The 26,113-nt window shown below is 34.3% G+C and carries 27 protein-coding genes and 1 tRNA gene; 19 read left to right on the top strand and 9 right to left on the bottom strand.

Annotation, left to right across the window (positions count from 1 at the left end):
* Positions 1-116: 116 nt before the first annotated feature.
* The 16 genes from IRZ78_RS09740 to IRZ78_RS09665 all read left to right on the top strand — a co-directional run bounded on the left by IRZ78_RS09740 (position 117) and on the right by IRZ78_RS09665 (position 14,641).
* Entirely contained in the window at positions 117-1,688 is a 1,572-nt protein-coding gene (locus tag IRZ78_RS09740) for a family 10 glycosylhydrolase (RefSeq protein WP_194616348.1), read from the top strand.
* The gene (locus tag IRZ78_RS09735; RefSeq protein WP_194616347.1) at positions 1,675-2,943 is read left to right on the top strand and encodes an MFS transporter; all 1,269 of its coding nucleotides are present in this window, start codon (positions 1,675-1,677) and stop codon (positions 2,941-2,943) included. The genes IRZ78_RS09740 and IRZ78_RS09735 overlap by 14 nt, the downstream gene beginning before the upstream one ends.
* 20 nt (positions 2,944-2,963) lie before the next feature.
* Entirely contained in the window at positions 2,964-3,305 is a 342-nt protein-coding gene (locus IRZ78_RS09730) for a hypothetical protein (protein ID WP_194616346.1), read from the top strand.
* Between the two features lie 25 nt (positions 3,306-3,330).
* Positions 3,331-3,780, top strand: coding sequence for a GNAT family N-acetyltransferase (locus IRZ78_RS09725; RefSeq protein WP_194616345.1), 450 nt, complete (start codon positions 3,331-3,333; stop codon positions 3,778-3,780).
* Positions 3,781-3,782: 2 nt separating this feature from the next.
* The gene (locus tag IRZ78_RS09720) at positions 3,783-5,396 is read left to right on the top strand and encodes a glycoside hydrolase family 3 protein (RefSeq protein ID WP_194616344.1); all 1,614 of its coding nucleotides are present in this window, start codon (positions 3,783-3,785) and stop codon (positions 5,394-5,396) included.
* 138 nt (positions 5,397-5,534) lie between these two features.
* On the top strand, positions 5,535-6,173 hold the full coding sequence (locus IRZ78_RS09715) for a peroxiredoxin (protein ID WP_065450690.1): 639 nt from the start codon (positions 5,535-5,537) through the stop codon (positions 6,171-6,173).
* A 245-nt stretch (positions 6,174-6,418) separates the two neighbouring features.
* Entirely contained in the window at positions 6,419-6,727 is a 309-nt protein-coding gene (locus IRZ78_RS09710) for a thioredoxin family protein (protein WP_194616518.1), read from the top strand.
* An 85-nt stretch (positions 6,728-6,812) separates the two neighbouring features.
* On the top strand, positions 6,813-7,070 hold the full coding sequence (locus IRZ78_RS09705; protein ID WP_017495510.1) for a hypothetical protein: 258 nt from the start codon (positions 6,813-6,815) through the stop codon (positions 7,068-7,070).
* A gap of 297 nt (positions 7,071-7,367) precedes the next feature.
* A complete protein-coding gene (tpx, locus tag IRZ78_RS09700; protein WP_194616343.1) occupies positions 7,368-7,865 on the top strand; it encodes a thiol peroxidase in 498 nt (165 codons plus the stop codon).
* A gap of 9 nt (positions 7,866-7,874) precedes the next feature.
* The gene (locus IRZ78_RS09695; protein WP_194616342.1) at positions 7,875-8,249 is read left to right on the top strand and encodes a diacylglycerol kinase family protein; all 375 of its coding nucleotides are present in this window, start codon (positions 7,875-7,877) and stop codon (positions 8,247-8,249) included.
* 18 nt (positions 8,250-8,267) lie between these two features.
* Positions 8,268-10,715: a DNA translocase FtsK gene (locus IRZ78_RS09690; RefSeq protein ID WP_194616341.1), complete on the top strand. Its 2,448-nt coding sequence runs from the start codon at positions 8,268-8,270 to the stop codon at positions 10,713-10,715.
* 7 nt (positions 10,716-10,722) lie between these two features.
* Positions 10,723-11,415: an outer membrane lipoprotein carrier protein LolA gene (locus tag IRZ78_RS09685; RefSeq protein ID WP_228520426.1), complete on the top strand. Its 693-nt coding sequence runs from the start codon at positions 10,723-10,725 to the stop codon at positions 11,413-11,415.
* A gap of 8 nt (positions 11,416-11,423) precedes the next feature.
* Positions 11,424-12,878 carry an LptF/LptG family permease gene (locus IRZ78_RS09680; protein ID WP_194616339.1) on the top strand — a complete coding sequence of 485 codons (1,455 nt, stop codon included), beginning with the start codon at positions 11,424-11,426 and terminating at the stop codon, positions 12,876-12,878.
* 2 nt (positions 12,879-12,880) lie between these two features.
* On the top strand, positions 12,881-14,014 hold the full coding sequence (ribB, locus tag IRZ78_RS09675; protein WP_194616338.1) for a 3,4-dihydroxy-2-butanone-4-phosphate synthase: 1,134 nt from the start codon (positions 12,881-12,883) through the stop codon (positions 14,012-14,014).
* Between the two features lie 3 nt (positions 14,015-14,017).
* A complete protein-coding gene (locus IRZ78_RS09670; protein WP_065450764.1) occupies positions 14,018-14,416 on the top strand; it encodes an acyl-CoA thioesterase in 399 nt (132 codons plus the stop codon).
* Between the two features lie 140 nt (positions 14,417-14,556).
* Positions 14,557-14,641 (top strand) — tRNA-Ser (locus IRZ78_RS09665).
* 198 nt (positions 14,642-14,839) lie between these two features.
* Here the strand turns inward: IRZ78_RS09665 and IRZ78_RS09660 are convergent.
* The 9 genes from IRZ78_RS09660 to IRZ78_RS09620 form a co-directional block, all read right to left on the bottom strand.
* Positions 14,840-15,760, bottom strand: coding sequence for a transposase (locus tag IRZ78_RS09660; protein WP_228520434.1), 921 nt, complete (start codon positions 15,758-15,760; stop codon positions 14,840-14,842).
* A gap of 43 nt (positions 15,761-15,803) precedes the next feature.
* A complete protein-coding gene (locus IRZ78_RS09655; RefSeq protein ID WP_194616337.1) occupies positions 15,804-16,169 on the bottom strand; it encodes a transposase family protein in 366 nt (121 codons plus the stop codon).
* A 69-nt stretch (positions 16,170-16,238) separates the two neighbouring features.
* A complete protein-coding gene (locus IRZ78_RS09650; protein WP_194616336.1) occupies positions 16,239-17,285 on the bottom strand; it encodes a proline iminopeptidase-family hydrolase in 1,047 nt (348 codons plus the stop codon).
* A 42-nt stretch (positions 17,286-17,327) separates the two neighbouring features.
* Positions 17,328-18,266: a ring-cleaving dioxygenase gene (locus IRZ78_RS09645; protein WP_194616335.1), complete on the bottom strand. Its 939-nt coding sequence runs from the start codon at positions 18,264-18,266 to the stop codon at positions 17,328-17,330.
* A 132-nt stretch (positions 18,267-18,398) separates the two neighbouring features.
* Positions 18,399-19,013: a pyridoxamine 5'-phosphate oxidase family protein gene (locus IRZ78_RS09640; RefSeq protein WP_194616334.1), complete on the bottom strand. Its 615-nt coding sequence runs from the start codon at positions 19,011-19,013 to the stop codon at positions 18,399-18,401.
* Between the two features lie 23 nt (positions 19,014-19,036).
* Positions 19,037-20,020 carry a glyceraldehyde 3-phosphate dehydrogenase NAD-binding domain-containing protein gene (locus IRZ78_RS09635; RefSeq protein WP_194616333.1) on the bottom strand — a complete coding sequence of 328 codons (984 nt, stop codon included), beginning with the start codon at positions 20,018-20,020 and terminating at the stop codon, positions 19,037-19,039.
* 17 nt (positions 20,021-20,037) lie between these two features.
* The gene (locus IRZ78_RS09630; RefSeq protein WP_194616332.1) at positions 20,038-20,796 is read right to left on the bottom strand and encodes a sulfite exporter TauE/SafE family protein; all 759 of its coding nucleotides are present in this window, start codon (positions 20,794-20,796) and stop codon (positions 20,038-20,040) included.
* Between the two features lie 5 nt (positions 20,797-20,801).
* Positions 20,802-21,683: an alpha/beta hydrolase gene (locus IRZ78_RS09625; protein ID WP_194616331.1), complete on the bottom strand. Its 882-nt coding sequence runs from the start codon at positions 21,681-21,683 to the stop codon at positions 20,802-20,804.
* Positions 21,684-21,949: 266 nt separating this feature from the next.
* Positions 21,950-22,468 (bottom strand): RidA family protein, encoded by a 519-nt coding sequence (locus IRZ78_RS09620; protein ID WP_194616330.1) that lies wholly within the window; start codon positions 22,466-22,468, stop codon positions 21,950-21,952.
* Positions 22,469-23,021: 553 nt separating this feature from the next.
* On the opposite strand from IRZ78_RS09620, the gene IRZ78_RS09615 reads away from it, so the two are divergent.
* From IRZ78_RS09615 to IRZ78_RS09605, 3 genes are all read left to right on the top strand, one after another.
* Positions 23,022-23,945 carry an AraC family transcriptional regulator gene (locus IRZ78_RS09615; RefSeq protein ID WP_194616329.1) on the top strand — a complete coding sequence of 308 codons (924 nt, stop codon included), beginning with the start codon at positions 23,022-23,024 and terminating at the stop codon, positions 23,943-23,945.
* Positions 23,946-24,072: 127 nt separating this feature from the next.
* A complete protein-coding gene (locus IRZ78_RS09610) occupies positions 24,073-25,005 on the top strand; it encodes an AraC family transcriptional regulator (RefSeq protein ID WP_194616328.1) in 933 nt (310 codons plus the stop codon).
* Between the two features lie 134 nt (positions 25,006-25,139).
* Positions 25,140-26,072, top strand: coding sequence for an AraC family transcriptional regulator (locus tag IRZ78_RS09605; protein WP_194616327.1), 933 nt, complete (start codon positions 25,140-25,142; stop codon positions 26,070-26,072).
* Positions 26,073-26,113: the final 41 nt, after the last annotated feature.

The following is a 26,113-nucleotide window of genomic DNA, read 5'->3' as shown; positions in this document are numbered from 1 at the left end:
AAAAACATCACCTATTATATGAAAACCAAATAAATACCGTTCAAATTATAATTTATTAATTATTTATTATAGTCCGCTAAAAAAACTATTTTTGGTTTCTGTTAAAAAAGATTGAAATGCATAAAAATCAGCAAGTACTTTTCTCTATCCTATTTTTATTTTTCTTTGGATTAATTTCTAATGCACAGGAAAAAATAATTTACCCTAAAAACGAATTTAGAGGTGTCTGGATTGCAACGGTGGTCAACATCGACTGGCCCAAAACTGCCATTGACGGCGTTGAAAAAGAAAAAGCTGATTATCTTGAAATCTTAGATACCTATAAAAAACTCAACTATAATGCGGTAATTGTTCAGATTAGAAGTGTTGGGGATTCTTTCTATCCTTCCGAATTTGCTCCCTGGTCGCGTTTTTTAACCGGTAAGGAAGGTGTAGCTCCCAACCCGTATTACGATACATTGGCCTGGATGATTGAGGAAGCGCATAAAAGAGGTTTTGAATTTCATGCGTGGCTAAATCCATATCGTGCTACTTTCGATCTAAATAAAAATCTTTTAAGCCGCAATCACGACATTTTTAAACATCCCGAATGGATGATCGAATATGCCGGAAAATATTATTATGACCCTGCATTGCCTGAAGTTCAGGAGCATCTGACCAAAGTTGTCAAAGAAGTTGTTGATAAATACGATATCGACGCGATTCATTTTGATGATTATTTTTATCCTTATACTGTTCCTGGAAAATCTTTTAACGATTCAGCATCATACAGAAAATACGGAGCCGGCTTAAGTCTTGCCGACTGGCGTCGTGCAAATGTGAGCAGCTTTGTGCATACCATTTCAACTACGATAAAAGCCAGCAAACCATGGGTACAATTCGGAATCAGCCCGTTTGGGGTTTGGCGCAACAAATCGATGGATCCAAAAGGTTCTGAGACGCAATCGACATCCAATTACGATGATTTATACGCAGATCCTATTTTATGGATGGACCAAAAATGGATCGATTACATCCTGCCTCAACTCTACTGGAGTATGAATAACCCAAGGGCTTCGTACTCAAAACTGGTGAAATGGTGGTCTGAAAATTCAAATAATACCGCACTTTATATTGGTCATGCAACCTATAAAATTAGAGGTGATAGCGACAAGAGCTGGAACTTTGTAAACGAAATCCCAACTCAGATTGACTTTGCCAGAAGTTTCAAAAAAGTAGGCGGAAGTGCTTATTTCAGTTCAAAATGGTTCATGGATAAAAACTTTGATGTGGTTCGTATCTTAGAAGAAAACCAATATAAATATCCAGCGCTTCCTGCTCCGGTTCCTAATCTAAAACACATCGTAATTGATATTCCGGTGGTGAATGAATATCAAAAAGACAGTGTACATTATGCCTTTAATATAAAAGCGCCGCTGAATACAAAGGTGCGTTATATGGTCCTTTACGGAGGAGAAAGTACCTCGAAAATAGACATTAACGATCCAAGCAAGATAATTGACAAAATCACGGTTTATGAAAATGAAGGAACAATTCAGTTTTCTATCCCGGCCGAAAAAATGAATCAGTATAAAGCTTGCGCTGTAACATTTATTGATTATTTTGCAAACGAAAGTACCCCAACTACGATTGACCTGAAAAAGACATTTAAACTTTATACACCTGCTCAGCCTAATGAAAACAGATAATAAACCCTGGTTCTGGATTCCGCTTCTTAATTTTGCATCTGGTTTACCGTATGCGGTAATTATCTCAGTTTCTGTTATTATGTACAAAAATCTGGGAATTTCAAATGAAGATATTGGTGTCTATACCAGTTTATTATACCTGCCTTGGGTTATAAAACCTCTTTGGAGTCCATTTATAGAATTACACGGCACTAAGAGAAAATGGTTTTTATCGATGCAATTATTGATCTCAATTGCCTTTTTACTGGTCGGATTTACCATTCCCTCCAGTGGCTTTTTCATCATGACTCTGGCCATTTTTTGGGTGGCTGCTTTTGCTTCGGCTTCTAATGATATTGCCAGCGATGGTTTTTATTTATTGGTTTTACCCGAAGACAAACAATCTTTTTTCCTGGGTATCAGAAGTACTTTTTACAGACTCTCTTTACTTGCCGGAAATGGACTAATTGTACTTTTTGCCGGATATCTGGAGCATAAATACTCAGATAACACCAAAGCATGGTCCTACACGATGATTGCTGTTGGTTTATTAATGACTTTTATAACACTTTATAATTTCATTTTTACACCCAAAAATGAAATCAATGCTGTAGCAAATAATAAAGAAGCGCATCAGAATCAAAACTTCGCTACTGTATTTATCAGTTTTTTTAAGAAAAAACGAATCGGATTAATTTTAGCTTTTATCCTTGTTTTCAGATTAGGAGAATCTCAGTTGCTTAAAATGCTCAGTCCGTTTTTACTGGACACAAAAGAATTAGGCGGAATGGGATTAGACACCGAAGCTGTTGGAATAATCTACGGAACTTTCGGCGTTGGAGCTTTGACCCTGGGCGGAATTTTAGGCGGAATCGCTATTTCCAGACAAGGTCTTACCAAATGGATGCTTCCGATGTTCCTTACCATGCACCTGCCTATTATTGGTTTTATTCTGCTGGCTTTTTTCCATCCCACATCCATTTATTATATTTATGCCGTGGTAATTTTAGAACAATTTGGCTATGGTTTTGGCTTTACAGCTTTTATGATGTATTTAATTCATGTGGCTGAAGGCGAATCAAAAACATCGCACTACGCAATTGCAACTGGTTTTATGGCATTAGGAATGATGCTTCCGGGAATGCTCAGTGGTTATATTCAGAAATATTTAGGCTATGATAACTTCTTTATTTGGGTTCTTCTGGCTACAATACCGGGTTTAATTCTTTCCCGATTTTTAGAGTTTCCAAAAGATTTCGGTAAAAAAACACAATAACAGCTATACCTATAACGCCCATGGAAATCAATGAAAACATCCAGGTTGAACGAAACCTGAAAGCAATTGAATTGGAAAAAGCAGGAGAAATTGAGAAAGCAATTGCGTTATACGAAGAAAATATTAGCGAAGGTTTTAAAGGAAATCATCCTTATGACCGACTGGCAACAATCTACAAAAAACAACTTGATCTGGACAATGAGATCAGGGTTTTAGAAAAAGCCATTATCATTTACGAAGAAATCACTCTCGAGGACCGGTTAGAAGGTTTGCCTAAACTCTTCCGTTTCAAAAACCGACTCGAAAAAGCCTTGCATACCAAAACCCAGCTTGCCAAACAAAAGAAAAGCAAGCTGAAATAAAGAATAATTTTTACCGCATTTTATCATGACCAGCTTAAAAAGAACCAACTCTGACGATATCGATTTTATAAATCTGGTAGTCTTATTAGACAAGGACTTAGCGATCAGAGACGGAGAAGATCACGCCTTTTACAATCAGTTTAATAAAACTGACGCGATAAAACATGTTATCGTTTTTTACGAAAATGATATTGCTTTGGGTTGCGGCGCTTTTCGGGAGAAAAAAGAAGATACCGTCGAAATCAAACGAATGTATGTGCATCCTGATCATCGTAAAAGAGGTATTGCTTCTGCAGTTTTAGCAGCATTAGAAATTTGGTCGAAAGAAGTAGGTTACACCTATACTATTCTCGAAACCGGAAAAAACCAGCCCGAAGCCATCAACTTATATCAAAAACTAAATTATACCATAATTCCAAATTATCCGCCTTATGAAAACATGGATAACAGTGTCTGTATGAAAAAGACTTTATAATAATGAAAATGACAGCTCAAGCATTAAGACAAAAAGTGGGACAATTCTTTTTCCCTGCAGTCTTTATAAACGATACCGAAGAAAACATTCAGCAAACAGAACGTTTAATAGCAACACATAACATTGGCGGACTGACCTTTTTTCACAGCCGGGCCAGCGCTGCAACAAATTACGAAAGCAAGAAAAAAATAGTTTTTAACGACGATAGTTATCAAAAAATAAAGGACCTGATTGTTCGCTACCAAAAAGCCGCTTCCACTCCACTTTTAATCAGTATTGATGCCGAATGGGGATTGGCGATGCGTATCGAAAAAACACCGCAGTATCCGTACGCCATTACGCTTGGCGCTTTGCCTGAGAGTAAATCCAATTTAGTTTATGAAGTTGGAAAACAAATTGGTTTAGACCTGAAAGCTGCCGGAATTCATTATAATTTATCGCCTTTGGCAGATATTAACAATAACCCCAACAATCCTGTTATTGGTTATCGTTCTTTTGGTGAAAACAAAGAAAAAGTCGCTGATTTTTCGATAGAATATCTAAACGGAATGTCCGAAGCTGGCGTTTTAGGCTGCCTGAAACACTTTCCAGGACATGGAAACACCAATGTCGATTCGCATTTGGGGCTACCTGTTTTAAATGAAACCCTTGAAGAATTACTAGAAAATGAATTGTATCCTTTCATTAAAGGAATCCAAAATAATGTCGATTCTATAATGATAGGCCATCTTGCCGTTCCGAGTTTAAACGATGGAAAAAATACATCGGCAACCTTATCAAAACCTATTATCGAGACGCTTTTGCGCGAGCAATTGGGTTACGACGGCCTGATAATTTCTGATGCGCTCAACATGCACAGTGTTTCTAAATTATACCAGACCAAAGGAGAACTGGAATGGGAAGCTTTCAACGCAGGAAATGATGTTTTATGTTTTGCAGAAAATGTTCCCGAAGGAATTGAAGCTATCCTTAAAAATGCTTCACCGCAGCGTATCGAAGAGAGCTTTAACAGAATCATGAAAGCCAAAGAAAAAGTGGGAATCCTCTCTGATAACAATTTTACTTCAGGAGCATTAGATTTCGAGAAAACATCAGTATTAAATCTTGAAATTGCGCAATATTCGATCACAAAAATTATCGATAACCAGAATACTCAATTAGCTTTCGAAGAACAAAAAAACAATCAATTAGCAAAATTGAGTTTATATAAAGGAGTAGAGAATACTTTTTTTCAAACCTTAAATTCAAAATTAGAATCTCCTGAATTTGCTTTTGAAAGCTTAGAAACTTCAGATGCCAAATCAATTGCAGCTAGTTTAGAGAATTTCCAAACCATTATTATTTCCTTATTTGTTCCAAAAGCAAAACCTATGAACAATTTCGAAATCGACGACGAAGTTTTAGAATTGCTTTCAAGCTTATTGCAAGGTAAAAAATGTATCGTTTACGTTTTCGGAAATCCGTATGTATTGCCTATTATTCCTTATTTAACAAAGGCTTCAGGATTAATTCAGGTCTATCAGGATTTTAATGAATTCCAAAAAAATGCAGCAATTCAATTTCTTGAAAATTTAACTTGCAATGGAAAATTACCTGTAAATATTGACCTGCAATAAGTTACAAAACCAAAACCCAGTTCAATAGTCAAATACTATCAATCTATAAATATTTATAATCACTTCTTATTGCTTCAACATGCACTTATAACCTACTTTTGCACCAGAAATAAATTTTTTAACGTTAAAACGAAAAATATGTCTTTAGTAGGAAAAAAATTCCCAAGTATTGCAGTAGATGCTATCTCAGAGATGGGCGATAATTTAAAAATCAACATCTTTGAAGAAGCAGTAAACAACAACAAAAAAGTATTATTGTTCTGGTACCCAAAAGATTTTACTTTTGTATGCCCAACTGAATTACACGCCTTTCAAGCTGCATTACCAGAATTTGAAAAAAGAAATACAATCGTAATTGGAGCTTCATGCGACACAAACGAAGTGCACTTTGCTTGGTTGAACACTCCAAAAAACAATGGTGGAATCGAGGGTGTAACTTACCCAATCCTGGCAGATACAAATCGTAACTTATCTAACATTTTAGGAATTTTAGATATTGATTCTACAGAATACAGCGAAGAAACTGACTCAGTGATCATCGAAGGTTCAAACGTAACTTATAGAGCTACTTACCTTATTGACGAAACTGGAAAAATCTTCCACGAAAGTGTAAACGATATGCCATTAGGTCGTAACGTAAACGAATACTTACGTATGGTTGATGCTTATACTCATATCCAGGAAAAAGGAGAAGTTTGTCCTGCAAACTGGGAAGCTGGAAAAGAAGCAATGAGCGCAGACAGAATCAGTACAGCTGAATACTTAAGTGCAAACTAAGAAATAGAATACCACATTTTTTTAAAATTCCAAATCCCTGAGGATTTGGAGTTTTTTTCTCACAACAATCCAATCACATTTCAAACCTTATTTTTTTTTAAGTTTCAATCTTACGATTTGGAATTTGAAATTTATAATCCTGGAATTTCATTAAAAAAATAACCTTCAAATTTAAAAATTTCAGCTCCAACCCTAAAATTTGGAATTTGGAATTTACAAAAATTTGGAATTTAAATTTAAAAGATATGTTAATCGACTTAAACGAAGATACATTAGCAGATTTAGTTGCTAAAAACGAAAAAGTAGTAGTACAATATTCAGCTTCATGGTGTGGAAATTGTCGTATTATGAAACCAAAATTCAAAAAATTAGCAACAGAGAATGAAGCTATCCCTTTTGTTTTGGTTGATGCTGAGAATTCTCCGGAATCAAGAAAATTAGCCAATGTAAGCAACCTGCCAACATTCGCCACTTTTGTAAACGGAAAATTAGTTGGAGAAACTCAAACCAACAAACAAGAAGTTTTAATCGACTTGGTAAACGCAATTGCATAAACAGATCATTAGATTTTTAGACTATTAGATTTTTTGAATCTTATCTAAAAATCCAATAATCGAGTAATCTAAAAATCCAGAAAAAATGAAATTACCCGTAATAAAGCAGTTAACTCAATTTATTGAAGAAAACGATCAGGATTATATCATTGAAACGATCGAAGTTCTGGAGGCAATGACTGAAATTCCTTCTCTAAAAGATGAAGAATTAGATGTAATTGGCGAACTAATATCCAATATGTATGGTGCACTCGAAGTACACAAAATGGTAGTTCAGGGCACAGATAAAAAAGAAGCTCTAAATGCGTTCATGAAACGTGTTTTAGGCTCTATCGATAAATAATTGAGCACTACAAATTAAAAAAACATGACTTAAGAAACGCTTTCATTCCAAGGGAGCGTTTTTTTTTGTTTTCAGTTTTCACAATCATCTGGGCGAGCTATCCGTGTTTTCGCAAAGCCAATCAGTATGATCCGCATTTCATAGATACATAAAGATAAATCGTAACATTTGTAACATAAATACACATATTATTCGTTATCTTATAACTAGCTTAATTGTCATGACAACAGCTAACAAATACTTTTAGATTCAAATATTAATCCTTACTTTTGAACCTCATTAATTTAAACAAACATCATGGCTTCAATAACATTAGGAGGAAATCCTATCCATACTTCAGGTGAATTACCAACAGTTGGTTCTCAACTAGCTGATTTCAAATTAGTACAAAACGATTTATCTGTTGCTTCGTTGAGTAACTTTGCAGGAAAAAAATTAGTTTTAAACATTTTTCCAAGTGTTGATACAGGAACTTGCGCGACATCTGTTAGAAAATTCAACGAAAGCGCAAGCGGTTTAGAAAACACAACTGTATTATGCATCTCAAGAGATTTGCCATTTGCTCAAAAACGTTTTTGTGGAGCTGAGGGACTTGAAAATGTAGTGAACTTATCTGATTTTCAAGCAGGAACTTTTGGTAAAGCAAACGGTCTGGAAATCCTAGACGGACCACTAGCGGGTTTACACTCAAGAGCAATTATTGTTGTTGATGAAAACGGAAAAATTACTCATACGGAACAAGTTGCTGAAATCGCAAATGAGCCAAATTACGAAGCAGCTTTAGCAGCACTATAATACCTATAAATGGAATTTCAAAAAGATAATACTTTTGTTACTGGCCGTTTAAAAAGCATGACCTATGCATTTAACGGAGCTGTAAAATTGATTAAAACAGAACACAGCGTAATGGTTCAATTCTCATTGGGAATTTTAATGACCATTGCCGGGTTCTATTTTCATATTTCACAAACCGAATGGCTATGTCAAACCTTAGCCATAGGTTTAGTTTTAAGTGTTGAAGGACTGAATACAGCAGTGGAAAAAATTGCCGATTTTATTCACCCTGACTACAGCAAACGAATCGGTTTTATTAAAGATATTGCTGCAGGAGCGGTATTTTTTGCCGCAATGACAGCAATCGCAATAGGATTGATCATTTATATCCCAAAATTTATCTAGGCAACAGGAAACGCAAGAATGGCAAAATCAACAAAAAAGGAAACTGTAGACAAAAAAAACGCACCAAAAACCGAGACCCTAAAATCTTGGAGACCCAACAAACAGCAACGTTTTGTTTTGGGTTGCCTTTTGGTACTATTTTCTATCGCATTATTAGTTGCATTTATTTCTTTTTATGTAAATGGACAATGGCAGACTGATCAAAGCGCCGTAAGTGAGCTTGGTGATCGCTCTGAAGTGGTACAAAACTGGCTGGGAAAATTCGGCGCTTTTCTTGCCGACTTAATCGTTTACAGAGGTTTTGGACTTGCTTCTTTTGTACTGGTTCGTTTATTTTTCTTAACCGGATTATTTCTGGCATTAGAGATGTCTACCAAAAGACTCAAAAGCATTTGGTTCTGGGATTTATTTGCCATTATTATTGTTTCTGTACTATTTGGGTTTTTCGCCACATCAGCACCTGAACTAGGCGGAACCATTGGTTATGAACTGAATTTATTTCTTCAGGATTACATCGGTAAAACAGGTACTTTACTAACCTTGCTTTTCGGGTTAATCATCTATCTGATTTTTAAAATTAAATTATCTCCAGAGAAAATCCAGTCCTATTTTGATTCTACTAAAAAAGAATTCAAGTCAGAACTAGGCTCTTTAAAGCCACAACAGGCAGAAAGCGCTTATAATCTGGAAGAGTTTGCAATTGAAGAAGATCCCCAACTAGATAACATTCACCTAAAATCTGATGTTACGCAATTCGAGATCAACAAAGAAGCTTTAAAACCTACCATAAATCATTCTTCTGAAATTGATTTGAATCCGGTTGTGAAACCTCTTCAAATGGATATAAAACCCGCAACAGTTGCGCCTGTTGTTCACACAGAGGAATTTGTTATTGAAAAAGCTGAAGAAGAGGATATTATAGAAGAGAATCTGGCTTCGCGCCTTGTAGCTGATTTTGGATTATTTGATCCGACTTTAGACCTCTCGAATTATAAATTCCCAACCATCGATTTATTAAAAGAATACTCCACTGGTGGAATTACAATTAATCAGGAAGAATTAGAAGAAAACAAAAACAAGATCGTAGATACACTTCGTAACTACAAAATAGAAATTGCCCAGATTAAAGCAACCGTTGGTCCATCGGTAACTTTGTATGAAATTGTACCGGAGGCAGGAATCAGAATTTCTAAAATTAAAAGTTTAGAGGATGATATTGCCTTATCACTTTCAGCCTTAGGAATTCGTATCATCGCGCCAATTCCAGGAAAAGGAACAATTGGTATTGAGGTCCCAAACAAGAATCCAACAATGGTTTCCATGAAAAGCGTGATTGGATCTGCCAAGTTCCAGGAAGCCGAAATGGAGCTTCCAATTGCTTTAGGAAAAACAATTTCGAACGAAACATTTGTTGTCGATTTAGCCAAAATGCCTCACTTACTAATGGCAGGTGCTACAGGACAAGGAAAATCTGTCGGACTAAATGCTGTTTTAACTTCACTTTTATATAAAAAACATCCGGCCGAAGTAAAATTCGTCTTGGTCGATCCTAAAAAAGTGGAACTTACCTTATTCAATAAAATTGAAAGACATTATCTAGCCAAGCTTCCCGATACGGATGACGCCATTATTACCGACAATGCAAAAGTGGTCAATACCTTAAATTCACTTTGTGTTGAAATGGATAATCGTTATTCATTGTTGAAAGATGCAATGGTGCGTAATATTAAAGAATACAACGAAAAATTCAGAGCCAGAAAATTAAATCCTGAAGCAGGACACAGATTTCTGCCTTATATTATACTAGTTGTCGATGAGTTCGCCGATTTGATTATGACCGCTGGAAAAGAAGTTGAAATTCCCATTGCGCGTCTGGCCCAGTTAGCGCGTGCTATTGGTATTCACCTAATCATCGCTACACAAAGGCCATCTGTAAACGTTATTACAGGTTTGATTAAAGCGAATTTCCCCGCAAGAATTGCCTTTAGGGTAACTTCAAAAATTGACTCAAGAACAATTCTTGACACACAAGGAGCCGATCAGTTAATTGGTCGTGGAGATTTATTATACACCAACGGAAATGATGTGGTTCGTGTACAATGTGCATTTATTGACACTCCTGAGGTTGAAAAAATTACGGATTTTATTGGTTCGCAAAAAGCATATGCTACAGCTTATTTGCTTCCGGAGTTTGTTGGAGAAGAAACTGGCATCAATCTTGATATGGATATCTCCGAAAGAGATACCTTATTTAGAGAAGCTGCTGAGATCATTGTCAATGCACAACAAGGTTCCGCTTCATTATTGCAAAGAAAATTAAAACTAGGTTACAACAGAGCCGGTCGTTTGATCGATCAGCTGGAAGCAGCAGGAATTGTTGGACCCTTTGAAGGCAGTAAAGCAAGAAGTGTGAACATATCTGATTTGAGTGCTCTTGATCAATTTTTTAATAATGAACAAAATTAATCCAATCATGAAAACAAAAATTCAGCAAATCCAAAACAATTCTATTACTAAGTTGACTAAAAAGTGCTTTCAAATGGCAACTATATTGCTTTTGAGCTTCACTTCTATTCAGGCTCAGGATAAAAAAGCTAAAGATTTATTGAACGAAGTAACCGCTAAAATAAAGAGTTACAACAATATTGTTATTGATTTTAAATATTCTTTGAATAACGCTAAAGAAAACATCAACCAGGACAGTAAAGGAAATGTAACTATGAAAGGCAATCAATATGTATTGAATTTTATGGGGGTTACCAAAATATTTGATGGCCAGAAAACCTACACCATTGTTCCAGAAGATGAAGAAGTTACGGTATCTAAAGTAAACGAGAAAGATAACGCGGCCATTACTCCTTCAAAAATGCTTACGTTTTTTAATTCCGGCTATAAATACAATATGGATATTGTACAAAATGTAAAGGGAAGAAAAATTCAATACATTAAATTAGCTCCGACAAGTGCAAAAGATCAAAGAAAAGAAATCCTTTTAGGTATTGATGTTCAGACAAAACACATCTACAATTTAATCGAAACTGGGAAAAATGGAACAAAAACCACTTTAACCGTTAATTCTTTTAAAACCAATCAGCCTTTATCAAAAAATCAATTTACATTTGTAGCGAGCAAATATCCAAAATACTACATCAACAAATTAGATTAATTACAAGGTTGAAAATTTTAGACAAATACTTACTAAAAACATTCCTGATTACATTTACTACGGTATTTGTAATCCTTTTTTTTATATTCATACTTCAAACTGTCTGGCTCTTTATCTCAGAGCTTGCAGGTAAAGATCTGGATTTGATCCTAGTTGTAAAATTCCTGTTGTTCTCCATGCCCCGAATCATTCCGCTGGTTTTACCCCTATCGGTTTTATTGGCCTCGATTATGACCTTTGGAAATCTAGCCGAAAACTACGAGTTTGCCGCCATGAAATCTTCCGGGATATCCCTGCAGAGAGCCATGAGGGGTTTGATTGTCTTTATTTTTGTTTTAAGCATCGTTGCATTTTGGTTTGCCAATAATGTGATTCCTTATGCTGAATATAAATTCATGAATTTTAGAAAAAACATCGCACAGGCCAAGCCCGCAATGGCTATTGCCGAGGGTCAATTCAGCGATGTTGGTTTTTATAATATAAAAGTGAACAAAAAATCAGGTGAAAACGGAAATATCCTAACCGGCGTTACCATCCACGAGAAACCCAATAACGTTGGTGAGAACAAAACCGTTATTAAGGCAAAAGATGGTAAACTAATAAGCAGCGAGAAGTCCAGCATCTTAAAACTGGTGCTAAACGATGGTTATTACTATCAGGACGTTACACCTACAAAATACGAAGATCGGGCCAAATTGCCTTTTGTAAAAGCAGCTTTTAAAAAACAGGTGATCAATATAGATTTATCCGAGCTAAATAAGGTCGACGAAGACAAAGAAAGCGTAGGTAGTACAAACGCCATGCTAAATGTAAACGAATTGCGCTACACCTTGGATTCTTTGAATAAGAATCTGGACAATGAGATTCTTTCTTTCTCAGAGAATATCAACCAGCGCGTTGGTATTCGAAAATCTCCAATTGCCATTAAGGTCGATAAAAAGAAAAAGCCCTTACCAAATGATATTTTGTCTTTGTATACCACTAAACAAAAATCAGATATCCTGAAGATGGCCGGCAGTAACGTGACCAGTAATATCTATTCGATCGAAACTACTCAAAAAGACCTAAAAGACAAACAGCGAGACATCAACAAACACCTAACGGCTTTGTATGAGAAGTTTGTAATTGCTTTTGCGTGCTTTTTAATGTTTTTCATTGGAGCTCCATTAGGGGCTATTATCCGAAAAGGAGGACTTGGTTTGCCAATTGTCTTTGCGGTTTTAATTTTCATTACTTTTCACTTTATAAATACTTTTGGAAAAAGGCTCTCCCAGGAAGGCGGAATGTCTCCTTTTATGGGCTCATGGATGTCCTCTTTCGTATTATCGCCATTGGCTATACTATTAACCTATCGCGCTACAAACGATAACGGATTAATCAACTTTGACGCCATTACTACTCCAATTTCACAACTGTTTCAAAAAATTTCAGAGCGGTTTTTTCCAGCTCAAAATCAAAAATAATTATGTCAACAACAAAAATACAACTCAATACCATTGAAGAAGCTATAGAAGATATTCGTCAAGGTAAAGTAATCATTGTAGTGGATGATGAAGATCGTGAAAACGAAGGTGATTTTCTGGCTGCAGCCGAAAAAGTAACACCTGAGATGATCAATTTTATGGCTACTCACGGACGTGGACTGATTTGCGCTCCATTAACAGAAAGCCGTTGTAAGGAACTGGATTTAAGACCAATGGTTACCAATAATACAGACCATATGGAAACTGCCTTTACAGTTTCTGTCGATTTAAAAGGACATGGTGTAACAACAGGAATTTCTGCAGCTGACAGATCCAAAACAGTATTAGCATTAACAGATTCAAATGTAAAACCACACGAACTGGCAAGACCGGGACACATTTTTCCTTTGGTAGCCAAACAAGGTGGCGTACTAAGAAGAACTGGCCATACAGAAGCCGCAATTGATTTTGCAAGATTGGCAGGATTTAAATCCGCTGGTGTGATTTGTGAAATCCTAAATGAAGACGGAACTATGTCTCGTTTGCCTGAATTGGTAAAAGTGGCTAAGAAATTCAATTTGAAATTAGTTTCGATTGAAGATTTAGTAGCGTATAGAATGCAACACGATAGTCTTATCGTTAAAAAGGAAGATTTTGATATCGAGACCCGTTTTGGAACTTTTAGATTAAGGGCCTACGAGCAAACCACAAATAAACAAATTCATATCGCTCTTACAAAAGGGACTTGGAATCTTGGAGAACCAATTTTGACAAGAATTAATTCTTCACAGGTAAATAATGATTTATTAGGCACTTTGACTAATAATGCTGAACAGCAGCTAGACGATATGTTTAAAGTAATTAATGAAAATGGTAAAGGTGCCGTATTATTCATTAATCAGGATATGACCGCCGTAAACCTACTAAACAGAATTGCTGAGCTTAAAACATTACAGTCTGAAGGCACAATGAAGGCACCAAAAGTGATCATTGACAGCAAAGATTACGGAATTGGAGCTCAAATCCTGCATGATATTGATATTTCAAAAATTAGACTCGTATCCAACACAGAACAAACAAAACGTGTAGGAATGATTGGATACGGACTTGAAATTACAGAATACGTAAGCTATTAACACATGGGAACATTAGAAGAAAGAATTAAAAAATCTGAGACACGTATATTCAAAGCTGTTTTTCCCAGTACTACCAATCATTATGATACCTTATTTGGAGGAACAGCCCTTCATCTTATGGACGAAGTGGCCTTTATTTGCGCCACGCGTTTCAGCCGTAAAAAAGTAGTGACGATATCCACAGGTCAAATTGACTTTAAAAAAGCAATTCCTGCAGGTACTTTAATTGAATTAGTGGCAAAAGTAGATAGCGTTGGAAGAACAAGCTGTAAAATTCATGTTGATATTTTTATGGAACAAATGTATTCAGAACTTCGTGAAACAGTAGTTTCAGGAACTTTTTCGTTTGTTGCAGTAGATGAAAACAAAAAACCAACGCCAATTTTAGACGACTTAGACTAATTTTTTCGAAAATCTCTTTGACAGAAATACTGATAATTAGACACTTAAAAATTAAGTAAAAAAAAGCACTAAAAAAGTTTTTATAATCGGAAAAGCGCACTATATTTGCACTCGCAATCATCAAATGACAGCGACATATTGGAGAAATGGCAGAGCGGTCGAATGCGGCAGTCTTGAAAACTGTTGACTGTAACAGGTCCGGGGGTTCGAATCCCTCTTTCTCCGCAAAGGCCCGAAAACAAAGGAAAAAGAAGATTTTCAAAGTTTTCAAAAAAGCCTAAAAAAAGATGTAAACCCTGCAAATCCAAACATTTGCAGGGTTTTTTCTTTTATACCACTTTTCAATATTTATAAAATCGAACAAAATCGGATCAATCGATAAATTTTCAAGGATCAACACGAAAACCTGAGGAGCATTAAAAATTAAGCATAAATATTAGTTAGCCTAAAAAGGAAGTATTCTATATTTCTAACACCTCTGAATTTTGATCTGAATGCTTTTATTTTAGCATTGAATGATTCTGCAGAGGCATTAGTGCTTCTGTTGTCAAAATAATTTAATATGGTTTGATAATGATTCATAATGGTACGAGAGATTGTACCGAAAGACTTAAACCCAGATTGATTTACTTTTTCATGCCATTTGGCTAATTTTGCAAAACCTATGATTTTGTCTTTTGTATTCTCAAAGATGCTACGGAGCTCTTGAGTTAGATTGTATCCTTTTTGAATATCAGGATACAATTCAAATAGTAACGCAGCACGTTCTGTTTGATTTTGAGTCCATTTCGATTTGGTTTTGTACAAGAAATAGCGGCTTCTGGCTAGTAATTGTTTAAGGGTATCCCCATTTGAAAGTAGTATAGATTCGAAATTTACTTTTGATTTTTTGGCTTTTTCAATAGCATCATTTTCCAGATCGATAACTTCCCAACGATGTTTAATCCTTATTTCCTGCAGGGCCTCTGTAGCTAGCTTTTGAACATGGAATCGGTCTGTAACGCGAGTAGCATTAGGAAAACACTTTTTAGCTATCAATCCCATATTTCCCGCCATATCCAGAGTGATTTCCTTGACTAGATTTCGTTGTTTAAGAGCGATTTTTTCAATAACTGAGATAACTGTTTCTGCTTTAGTTCCTGCAACCATAGCCACTATAGTTCCTTTTCTACCTTTACCGGATTTGTTGGTTAAAATAGTATAGAGTTCACCATTTGAAAGAGAAGTTTCATCTATTGATAAACGCTTTCCAATATTTTGTGGAAAGAGAAGCCATTTTTTAGCATGTGATATTTGATCCCAAACTTTGAAATCACTTAGAAAATCTTTGTACTGACATTGCAGATTTCTACCAGAAACTCCGTAGAAAGAGGCAATGGTATTACAATCATTTGGACTTGAATCGATTGATCTCTTTTAAAAAAGACGCAAACTCCTGGGTTACACGAGTTCCGTCTGCTACTAAATTCCAATCTCTAAAAACGATCTTTCCAGTATCTTCATTTAGCCATCTTCTGCGAGTGATATGAAGATATACCTGATGTCCACGGATAGGAAAATCCTGAACCGTTATCTCTTCAAAGAATCCTTTTGAGCTCAATTTTGATTCTCGGTATTCTTTAGGTATCGAATTAATCTCTTTTAAATAAAGATGTAGGGTTTCGCCTTCCTTTTTATAAGAAGTAAGTTCAAAGTAATCTACTATTATCTCAGGTAATAATAACTTCAGAAGGTCGATAAAAGAATCTTGCATTAGGGGGATCTTAAAATACAAATATCGAGATTTTAATATTTCCCCACAACAATACGCATTGATCCATTTTCAATTATTACTATGATCTGTATCTTTTAAAAATTTAATTAAACCTTTCATGTAGGTTTGCTGATCATCATACATACTCATATGACTTCCTTTGTCACAATACAAATAGGTTCCATTTTTAACCTCTGTCGCTATCCATTTCATATGTTCCGGATCCATTGTGTCGTATTTTGCACCAATTGATAATGTTGGTACTGTAATTTTAGGAAGTTCTTTTGTAACATCCCATTTTTCAAGTTTACCTGAAAGACCAAATTCACTTGGTCCCTGCATCGTAACATAAAGTGATTGGTTAATTTTACTAAAAGCACGATTAACAGGTTCCGGCCACAAGCTTGCATCTAAACGTAAAATATGTTTCGAATAAAAATTAGGCACAAGCAATTCCATATATTTCGGATTTTCAAAATCCTTGTTTTTTTCGATTTCCCTGATTCTGGCTAAAACTTTTGGATCTAGTTGCTTTGCCAGTACCTCTTTGGCATACTTATCATATTCTGGAGCACTCATCATCATATTTGAAATAATAAGCCCTTTTATATTTTGTTGATATTTAAGGGCGTATTGCGCCGCTAAAATTCCACCCCATGAGTGTCCTAATAAATAAAAATTGTCCTTATCCAGTTTTAGTGCCTGACGTACCTGCTCTACTTCTTCAACAAAACGCGGCAAATCCCAAAGTGCCGGATCGTTTGGGTTATCAGAATTACCGGTTCCTAGCTGATCGTAATAAATAAACTCAATGCCTTCTGCCGGTAAAAAACTTTCCATACACTCAAAATACTCGTGCGTTGCTCCCGGTCCTCCGTTAAGTAATAATAACTTAATCTTTGGGTTATTTCCAATTCTCTTTGTCCATACATTAAATTTACCTTTTGGTGTATTAATTTGCAGCACCTTTACGCCTCCCGTTTTTATACCAGAAGTATTGTCTGCCAGATAAATACTAAAATCCGTATTTTTATTTCCTACGGTATTTTCTTTATTACATGCATTTAAAAAGAATGCTGCTAAGGCCAGTAAAAAAATATTTTTGTAAGCAATCATGGGCAATGTTTTAATTTATTTATGTTTATCTAAAATTTTAATTTAATTAATTGTAACCAAATGTTTTTCAATACTCGATCTTTGAGATTCGTACTGCTCAGGAAGCTTTAAGTTTTGACCTAATTCTTCTAAACTTTCATCTACTGTAAATCCGGGATTATCTGTTGCGATTTCAAATAAAACTCCTCCCGGTTCTCTAAAATATAAAGAATGGAAATATTGTCTGTCTATTTGTGGTGTAATTGACAATCCGTATGCTTCAATTTTTTCACGGAAGTGCATTAAAATTTCATCATTTTGTACACGGAAAGCAACGTGGTGAACAGATCCGTTGGCAACGATACCCTTTTTTTCATCAGTCAGCTCCACTAAATCAACAATGGAAGCATTTTCTACAGCAGTTGTTGCATAACGGTAGCGGTTTACGTCCTGATCAATCAATTTGTAGCCAAAAATTTCTGTTAAGATTGCAGCAGTTGCTTTTATGTTATTTAAAGTCAAAGTAATGTTATGAAAACCTTTTGTCGCTACATCCTCTTTTACTTCATCGGTTTCCCAGGGTTTTCTATTATCAGCTGTTTTAGATTCAATTAATTCTAATTTTAAACCATCAGGATCAAGAAAAGTAAGGTATTTTTCTCCAAATTTTTCAGCTGGTTTATTATAAATTACGTTGTATTTCTCAAAACGTTTCTGCCAGAAATCAAGGCTTCCTTTTGAAACAGAATAACCAATTTCGGTTGCCATTCCAGAACCTTTTCTGCCTTGCTGAATTCCTTCTCCCCAAGGAAAAAAAGTTAAGATAGTTCCTGCACTTCCTACCTCATCACCAAAATAAAAGTGGTAAGTTCCGGGATCGTCAAAATTAACCGTTTTCTTTATAAAACGTAATCCCAGTATATTAGCGTAAAAGTTAAAGTTGCGTTTTGCATCACCTGCAATTCCCGTAATATGATGTAAACCTAAAATTTTATTTTCCATGGTATTTATATATTAGTTGTTGTAATTTCATTACAAATTTACTTCTAACATTCCCGAACATCCATTGATCTAGATTAAGAAATAAAAATTGCGTTTTACATCTATTATTCTTAAATAGTTTTTAGTATTATTTTACTTTTTTGAAAGAAGCGCCTCTAAATCTTTAATTTGCAGTTCAAGATCAGTAATACGTTTATTTTGAAGATCAAAAACTTCTTTGATTTCTGCAACTGTATATCGTTGTGTAATATGCTGAGGACAATTCCAATCATAAGCTTTAATTTTAAAAACCATTATTTGTTCTGGCTTAAACTTATAATCTTCAGGTTTTAGCTTTTCATATAAATCACTGTTGTCTTCAACATCTAAGATTTGGGCTTCTGCATAAATTTTTAAACGTGCTCTATGAGGATATGAAACCATAATAATGGCTACTTTAGGATTTTTTGCAATATTTCCTACCGAAATATATTGACGATTCCCAACAAAATCAATAATTCCAATCGTATTTGCATCTATAATTTTTACAAATCCTTGTGGTCCGCCTCGATGCTGTATGTAGGGAAATTCATTTTCACCATAAGAAGCCATATAAAAGCTATCTTGATTTTCTATAAATGCTATCTCCTGTTCTGTAAGACCATCGGTATATGACATTTTTTCCATTCGGGCATAGCTGTTACGACTTCCTTTTTTTTCCTGAATTTCTTTTATGGCATCGCTGAAAGCTAGTTCTTGATAATTCATTGCAAATTTATTTTTTATTATATTTAAAGCTCCTGAATTTGTCTGACCATTTGGTTTGTAAATCCCCATTCGTTATCGTACCAAGCCATAACCTTCACCAAATCTCCATCGACCACTCTTGTCATTTCTAGATCCACAGTTGCAGCATAAGTACTTTTAATTATGTCGCTCGAAACCAATTGTTCATAACTAACTTCGACGACTTTATTGTAGCGAGGCGTTTGCGCTTCTTCGCTTAAAATCGCATTAATTTCTTCTACCGTAGTTGCTCTTTGCGTTACGAATGTAATATCAGATATTGAACCAATTGGTACTGGAACACGCACGGCAATACCATCAAATTTGCCAACAAATTCAGGTAATGCTTTTGTAACTGCTACCGCTGCACCAGTGGCAGCTGGTGCTGAATTAAGCCCTGCTGCACGTCCCATTCTTGGTTCTTTTTTAGAGGGAGCATCGACTAAAGTCTGAGAAGCAGTATAAGCATGTGTCGTATTTAAAATTGCCTTTTTTATTCCTACACGGCGCCCCAATATTTCTATGATTGGGCCAATATTATTCGTTGTACAGCTTCCGCAGGAAAAGATTTCTACTTTACCTTCCTCTGTATTCACACCGTGTACAATAGTAGGAGTATCCTTTGTAGGACCAGAAATAACTACAAATTTAGCACCTGCCTGCAAATGCTTTTCTGCATCGGGTTTATTGGTAAAAAAACCGGTACTTTCGATTACAACATCAACACCGAGTGATTTCCAGGGAAGTTCTGAAGGATCTTTTATTGTTGTATATTTAATTGCCTTTTCTTCAATAAATATAGTATCTTCTCTAAACGATACTTCTTTTTCATATTTGCCATAAATACTATCTCTTTTCAGTAAAAAAACAGCATTTTCAATGCTCATCAGATCATTAATTCCTACTACTTCCTGACTTGGCGTATCAGTAATAATTTTTAACGCGGCCCTGCCTATACGGCCAAAACCATTAATTGCAATTCTTTTCATGTGATAGTGTATTTAATTTATAATAAGAAATATAGGGTGACTGTTGCCCCAATAACAATTGCATTTTTTTTTACCCTTGCTATATTAATTTTTTCTTTGCATGCATTTCCTAAATAACCTCCCAAAATAGCCCCACTTATCATTACCAGCGCAAAAGGCCAAAAAATCAACCCCGAACAAATAAAAATAATAATCGCTATTCCATTACTGGCTCCAACTAAAAAAAACGCTAATCTTTCCAGAGTGTCATTTCTTTTGATTCCGTAAAAACTGTACAGGATAAAAATGATCATTCCCATGCCTGCTCCAAAATATCCTCCATAAATACCTAGTAAAAATATCGGAACTAGTTTTGTATGTGAGTATTTAAACTCTTTTCTGAGTGCAAACTTCAAATTAAAATAATTCTGTATTTGATTATAAAAAGTAAAAAGAATCCAGGAACACAACAATAAATAAGGTGCAATATTTTCAAACACCTTATGCGAAAAGGTTATGAGCAGAAAGGCTCCAGTAACTCCTCCAATTGTACAGGATAAAACCATATAATTGAAATGCCTCTTAGAAATCTCCCTTGTTTTTATAATGGTTTTTGATGAGACAAGAGAACCGGACAAAAGAATGATGGTCGTAGTTGCAGTTCCTGTTACAGGCTGTATACCTCTAAAAATCAAACTTGGAAATATAACAAACCAGCCTCCTCCTATAGTTACATTCACAGCACCTCCTATGATGGCCATTAAAAATAAAAAGAAAAGTTCAAAATAATTGCTCATAATTATTAAAAGTTTAAATACCAATATGTTATTATTTCATCTGCTATATCATTTCCAAATTCCTCAAGTGCAAAATGACCTGTAGGATAAAATAAAAGTTTTGAATCAACAAGGTTTTTCCCGAGCATTTCCGCACCTTCCTTTTTGAATACTTGATCATTTTCTCCCCACACAATCAATGTAACGGGTTGCAGATTTTTTAAAAAATCCTGCCAGACAGGATAAAGCGCTACATTACTACTATAATCTCTCTTTATTTCCATCTGAATCGTTTTAACTCCCTCCCGCTCCATTAAAAACTGATCTAAAAAATAAGCTTCTGGAGCTATATTAGAAATATCCTGCGTTCCATTTGTGTATTCCCATTTGGTATAATCGAATTCAAAAAAGCTTTTTAGTTTACTATAGTTTTCAAAATCATCCTTTTTATATAATTCACTAACTTCTTTTAACACATTACCAACCCCTTCAGTATAAATATTTCCATTTTGAAAAATAAGCATCTCTATTATTTCGGGGCGTTTAATTAGTAAACGCATTAAAATGGGTGCACCGTAGTCAAAAAGATAAAAGCTCGCTTTATTTATCTTTAACTTTTCCATAAAATGGGTAACAATAGTAGCGTAATTTTCGAAAGTATAACTAAACGTTTCCAAACTCGGAACATCGCTGAAACCGAATGCAGGCAGATCGGGAGCAATAACATGAAAATGTTTTGATAATTTAGGGATCACATTTCGAAACATATGCGAAGAAGAAGGAAATCCATGAAGTAATAACAAAATAGGATTTCCATACTCTCCGGCTTCTCGATAAGCGATTTTTATCGAATCTATACTTATAACCTTATGACTTATTTTAGCTGCATGCATACTCTCAAAATCCATAACATTTTAAATTATAAAAAGGTTCATAATGTAGTACATGAAATTATTTCATTTTCCGATTCTCTTACTGAATTTCCTAATCTAAACAGCGAAATACTAAATCTCTTTTTAAGCTTTTTTATCCCACAAACTTAAACATTGGCTCCAATTGCATTTCTGTTATATTCTTGCCAAAAATTATAAAAAATAAAGATATTGGAGTCCGGTTCTTTATTCTGGAATTCACAAAGAAATAAAGCAGGAATAACTAACTACTACTCTTCTAATTATTGTGGTTTATAAACTTCCAATTCTATTTCTATCATTAATTCTGGAAATGCTAGTGCTTTTACACCAAGCCAAGACCCTGTTGGAAAATTTTTCTTGTAAATTTCTTTTCTGTATCCTGAGACTTCAAGAAATAACGGCATGTTGGTTGTGAAAATATTTTCCATAATGACATCATCAAATGTGCAGTTATAATGTTTTAATATTTTATCCAAGTCCGAATAGCAATTTTTCATTTGTTGTGCTAAGTCTCCTTTTGCTGCAGGCTTTCCTTGATCGTCAAAACTCACAGCTCCCGAAATCTTAATCGTATTGCCTATTTTTACTGCATGTGAATAACCATATGCCTTTTCAGCCTCAGGACGAAGTAAGAAATATTCCGGTTTTTCATTTACAGTAATGGATTCCTTTTTACTTTCATCTGCAGATCCTTTTTCCTTTTGACCACAACTTTGAATTATAAATGTCAGTCCTAAACATAGTGACATTAATTTTAATTTTTTTAATACGGTTTTCATAACAATAGTTTTTATTTTGCTTACTTTATCAGGGCTTCAGCTTTCCCTTTTATTTGTGTAATTTCCCGTGAAGAAATGATTAAACCAAAAACAGGGTTAATTCATGATTTTATTTTGACTTATAAACCCAATCCCTTTTTGTGATTTTTCAGATAATAGAAATAATGAATATTATTACTGCCTGTTCTTTTAAGAATAAAAATCATTCCTTATAAAGCTGATGAAGAGATCTAAGTAGAAGATTAAAATCAACTTCTTTACTTACTGAAGCAAAATTATACCGAATGTAAAATTCATTCTCTGTGAATAATTTACTAATGATTATAAAAAACTAAGATTTGATTTTTATTTCCCTGTTAGATTAGCAAACCTTATTTTTCTTTAGTAATTATGCACTCTGTAAGAAACTGAAATGTAGGATTTTATATAAATAAAAAAATAATTAACAAGCTAGATAAACATATTCTGAATAAAAATTAACAAAAAATCAACTTTTTAAAATAGATACAGTAATATTTTATCTGTTTTAAGTAGTTTTATATTAAAAAAATCAATGGAAAAGCAAATACCCATATTTAATACGTTAAAAGAGATTTGTGATTGGTTCGGACTGCCTTCAACTGAATTAATAGGCGAAGATTTTATGCTTCAGGAAATTGACCAATGGAATAAAAATAAACTACTTAATGCCCCCGATAATTACAAAGCCAACTTTTTTACTATTTTTATAATCAATGAAGGCAGTGCAACACACCTTTATAATGATGAAGTCATAAATTTAGAATCATCCGGTATATTTATAACAAATCCTGGTCATCATCGTAATTATAAATTCGATCACTTAGCTGAAGCCTGTTTTATCTGTTTTACCGAAAAATTTCTTGCTGACCAGTGCTTTTCTGATATCTATCAGGAGTTTCCATTTTTACTTTCCGAATCGTTTATTTATACAAAAGCAGATCCAGAAAACTACCAGATAATAAAGTATAATACAAACCAGATTAAAAAAGAAATCCACCGTAGTCCCGATCAGAAAATGGTACTAATTGGCAATATGGTAGAATTTCTACTTATCAAGATTAAAGAGCTTTTTCAAAATCAATTACACAATTTTACTGATAATAATAATAATTCAGTAGTCAATACCTTTCACAGAGATTTAGAACTCTACTTTAATGAAATATTGGAAAGAAAAAAGCCAAAACAATTAGGAGCCAAAGATTTTGCAGCTTTACAATTTTTAAACGAAGATTACTTCTCAGTAGTAATTAAAACAAAAACAGGAAGAACCCCAACTGCATGGATAAACAGCAGACTTCTAAGTGAAGTTAAAATGTTATTAACCGAAACATCTGTGCCGATAGCAGAAATTGCTAACCTGTTTCAATTCACCAACAGTCGTTATTTTAATTCCTATTTTAAAAACCAGACTACACTAACTCCCGCTTTTTACAGGAAAAGTCTACATAGAAGATAGAATCTTTAAATTTTATAAGTAAATGCCACTTTAAGAGTATTACTGAAATTTTCATATCTGATATCTTTGAAAAATAAAAGTTCCCAATTCATAATTTAAAAATTGTTTAACTTTATTTTCCAAAATCATGATACCACAACTAACCACAATTAGCAAATACAAAGACCAGCTTGATTTTTTAAATCTTCCTTTTCATGATTACATAGACAACGATGAGTTTTCAATAGTAAAAGTTCACGAATGGGATTTAAAATTCCCCTTTCAATCGCCAACTTTTAGATCTGATTATTATAGTTTCACTATTGTTACTAAGGCAAATGGCAGTTTTACTGTTGGCGACAATAAGTTTGAATTACGTCCTAATCATGTGGTAGTAACCTGTCCCTATTCCTTTTTTAAAATTGACTGGAACGATATGGAAAAAGTTTACAATATAACATTCCTTAAATCTTTTATCTTAAAATACTTTCCTGGCGGAATTAATAACATTTTAGACTTTGATGCCAGAAATGGTTATTGCTGCTGCCTTCCGGATGATACAATGAATTATTTTGAGCAAACCTGTCTAGAAATATATCAGGTAGCAACGTCAGATGCATGTTATAAAGAAGAGCTCATGGCAAACATGGTACTTAACCTCTTATTTTTAGTCCAGCTAGAACAGCAAAATGAAATAAATTTTAAAAAAAATAACGAAAAAAACAATAAAATTATCATTGATTTTCGTCATAATATGGAAACTAATTTTAACGAATTGATTAATAATAATTGTTCAGTACTTATGCGTATTAAGGAACACGCACAATTACTAAATTTGGATGAAAACTATTTATGTAAAATAGTAACGAGCTGTACTAAAAAAACTGTAAACGAATGGATAAACGAAAAACTTATAGATGAAATCAAGTACCTTTTAAAACATTCCGAAAAATCGATGAAAGATATCGCCTTTCTTTTTGATTTTAGTGACCTCAATTATTTTTACAGTTTTTTCAAAACTCAAACCTCCTATGCTCCAGGGGCCTACAGAAAACATTATCAGAACTCATCTTCAGAGTAACGTTTTTCCTAAAGCAAAAAAATGTACATAAATATAATGCTGAATAATGATTATAGACGATTACTTGTCATATTCAAAGGATATAAATCCAGGTTAATATTAAATTATCAACAGAGTCTTACATTTTAAAAAAGATGGCTAAAATAAAAAATAAGGAAACATATGATTTTTACGATAATGTAAAAATCATGGGAAGCAATTTCTCTGAGGGACATATAGGTGACGACGATTTTTCATTAATAATCTCAAAAATAGTACACCCAAAAGAAAGACTTCCATGGACCTATCCGCCGCATCGTGCAGCTCATTTTATAATGGGAATCGTTATCGATTCCTATGGTTCAATACAATACGAAGATTTAACGGCAAAAATTGAACCCAATATGCTATTTATACATAAACCCGGAACCCTGCAAGAGTTAACATTTAATGAGGTAACTGAAACCTACGGTTTATTATTTTCTGAAGATTTTATTGTAAAATATGCAGGAATTTCGATATATAAGACGTTTCCTTTTTTGTTGTTTGAAAGACATTTACCACTTCATACCACTCCAGAATTTCAACAAGAGCTAAGAACAATCATTCAACTGATTTATCAAGAACTAAAAAAGGATACATCGCTTAAAAATAAATTATGTGCAAATCTCCTTACCCGAATTTTACTTAAGATAAAACAAGAATTCTGGGAAGGTTATAGTATACATAATGTCCAATCTCGAAATCCAGATATTTTAAACGATTTTATACAAAATCTGGAGTTCCACTACGATCAGCTGCTAAAAGGGAAAGTTAAGCATATTCTTCATATAAAAGATTATGCCGAGATGCAGCAGCTTCATGAAAACTACCTGTCAACCATCATAAAGGAAAAAACCGGAAAAACAGCTGGTCAGTTAATCTCTGAAAAAACGCTCTCTGCAGCTAAGATTTTAATTCAGGATTCTCGATACACTATGAAAGAAATTGGCTATATGTTAGGATTTACCTACACCTCCTATTTTAGTATTTTCTTTAAAAAACATACAGGACTCACTCCTTTAGATTACCGAAAAAAAAATTTATAGGAATAAATGTCTATTCTCAATACGATAACTTAGCATCTATA

The organism is Flavobacterium sp. CSZ, assembly GCF_015350725.1.
Taxonomy (GTDB): domain Bacteria; phylum Bacteroidota; class Bacteroidia; order Flavobacteriales; family Flavobacteriaceae; genus Flavobacterium.
The sequence above is the reverse complement of the archived record's forward strand: the minus strand, read 5'-3'. Positions and strand labels throughout refer to the sequence as shown.

What these genes read in the sequence shown, in the direction of transcription:
- IRZ78_RS09620 (WP_194616330.1), bottom strand. Translation starts at nt 22,468, where the DNA reads ATGAAAACCGTATTAAAAAAATTAAAATTAATGTCACTATGTTTAGGA.
- IRZ78_RS09655 (WP_194616337.1), bottom strand. Translation starts at nt 16,169, where the DNA reads ATGCAAGATTCTTTTATCGACCTTCTGAAGTTATTATTACCTGAGATA.
- IRZ78_RS09615 (WP_194616329.1), top strand. Translation starts at nt 23,022, where the DNA reads ATGGAAAAGCAAATACCCATATTTAATACGTTAAAAGAGATTTGTGAT.
- IRZ78_RS09635 (WP_194616333.1), bottom strand. Translation starts at nt 20,020, where the DNA reads ATGAAAAGAATTGCAATTAATGGTTTTGGCCGTATAGGCAGGGCCGCG.
- IRZ78_RS09610 (WP_194616328.1), top strand. Translation starts at nt 24,073, where the DNA reads ATGATACCACAACTAACCACAATTAGCAAATACAAAGACCAGCTTGAT.
- IRZ78_RS09730 (WP_194616346.1), top strand. Translation starts at nt 2,964, where the DNA reads ATGGAAATCAATGAAAACATCCAGGTTGAACGAAACCTGAAAGCAATT.
- ribB (WP_194616338.1), top strand. Translation starts at nt 12,881, where the DNA reads ATGTCAACAACAAAAATACAACTCAATACCATTGAAGAAGCTATAGAA.
- IRZ78_RS09740 (WP_194616348.1), top strand. Translation starts at nt 117, where the DNA reads ATGCATAAAAATCAGCAAGTACTTTTCTCTATCCTATTTTTATTTTTC.
- IRZ78_RS09685 (WP_228520426.1), top strand. Translation starts at nt 10,723, where the DNA reads ATGAAAACAAAAATTCAGCAAATCCAAAACAATTCTATTACTAAGTTG.
- IRZ78_RS09735 (WP_194616347.1), top strand. Translation starts at nt 1,675, where the DNA reads ATGAAAACAGATAATAAACCCTGGTTCTGGATTCCGCTTCTTAATTTT.
- IRZ78_RS09605 (WP_194616327.1), top strand. Translation starts at nt 25,140, where the DNA reads ATGGCTAAAATAAAAAATAAGGAAACATATGATTTTTACGATAATGTA.
- IRZ78_RS09690 (WP_194616341.1), top strand. Translation starts at nt 8,268, where the DNA reads ATGGCAAAATCAACAAAAAAGGAAACTGTAGACAAAAAAAACGCACCA.
- IRZ78_RS09720 (WP_194616344.1), top strand. Translation starts at nt 3,783, where the DNA reads ATGAAAATGACAGCTCAAGCATTAAGACAAAAAGTGGGACAATTCTTT.
- IRZ78_RS09705 (WP_017495510.1), top strand. Translation starts at nt 6,813, where the DNA reads ATGAAATTACCCGTAATAAAGCAGTTAACTCAATTTATTGAAGAAAAC.
- IRZ78_RS09650 (WP_194616336.1), bottom strand. Translation starts at nt 17,285, where the DNA reads ATGATTGCTTACAAAAATATTTTTTTACTGGCCTTAGCAGCATTCTTT.
- IRZ78_RS09625 (WP_194616331.1), bottom strand. Translation starts at nt 21,683, where the DNA reads ATGGATTTTGAGAGTATGCATGCAGCTAAAATAAGTCATAAGGTTATA.
- tpx (WP_194616343.1), top strand. Translation starts at nt 7,368, where the DNA reads ATGGCTTCAATAACATTAGGAGGAAATCCTATCCATACTTCAGGTGAA.
- IRZ78_RS09670 (WP_065450764.1), top strand. Translation starts at nt 14,018, where the DNA reads ATGGGAACATTAGAAGAAAGAATTAAAAAATCTGAGACACGTATATTC.
- IRZ78_RS09725 (WP_194616345.1), top strand. Translation starts at nt 3,331, where the DNA reads ATGACCAGCTTAAAAAGAACCAACTCTGACGATATCGATTTTATAAAT.
- IRZ78_RS09645 (WP_194616335.1), bottom strand. Translation starts at nt 18,266, where the DNA reads ATGGAAAATAAAATTTTAGGTTTACATCATATTACGGGAATTGCAGGT.
- IRZ78_RS09715 (WP_065450690.1), top strand. Translation starts at nt 5,535, where the DNA reads ATGTCTTTAGTAGGAAAAAAATTCCCAAGTATTGCAGTAGATGCTATC.
- IRZ78_RS09710 (WP_194616518.1), top strand. Translation starts at nt 6,419, where the DNA reads ATGTTAATCGACTTAAACGAAGATACATTAGCAGATTTAGTTGCTAAA.
- IRZ78_RS09630 (WP_194616332.1), bottom strand. Translation starts at nt 20,796, where the DNA reads ATGAGCAATTATTTTGAACTTTTCTTTTTATTTTTAATGGCCATCATA.
- IRZ78_RS09695 (WP_194616342.1), top strand. Translation starts at nt 7,875, where the DNA reads ATGGAATTTCAAAAAGATAATACTTTTGTTACTGGCCGTTTAAAAAGC.
- IRZ78_RS09640 (WP_194616334.1), bottom strand. Translation starts at nt 19,013, where the DNA reads ATGAATTATCAAGAACTAGCTTTCAGCGATGCCATAAAAGAAATTCAG.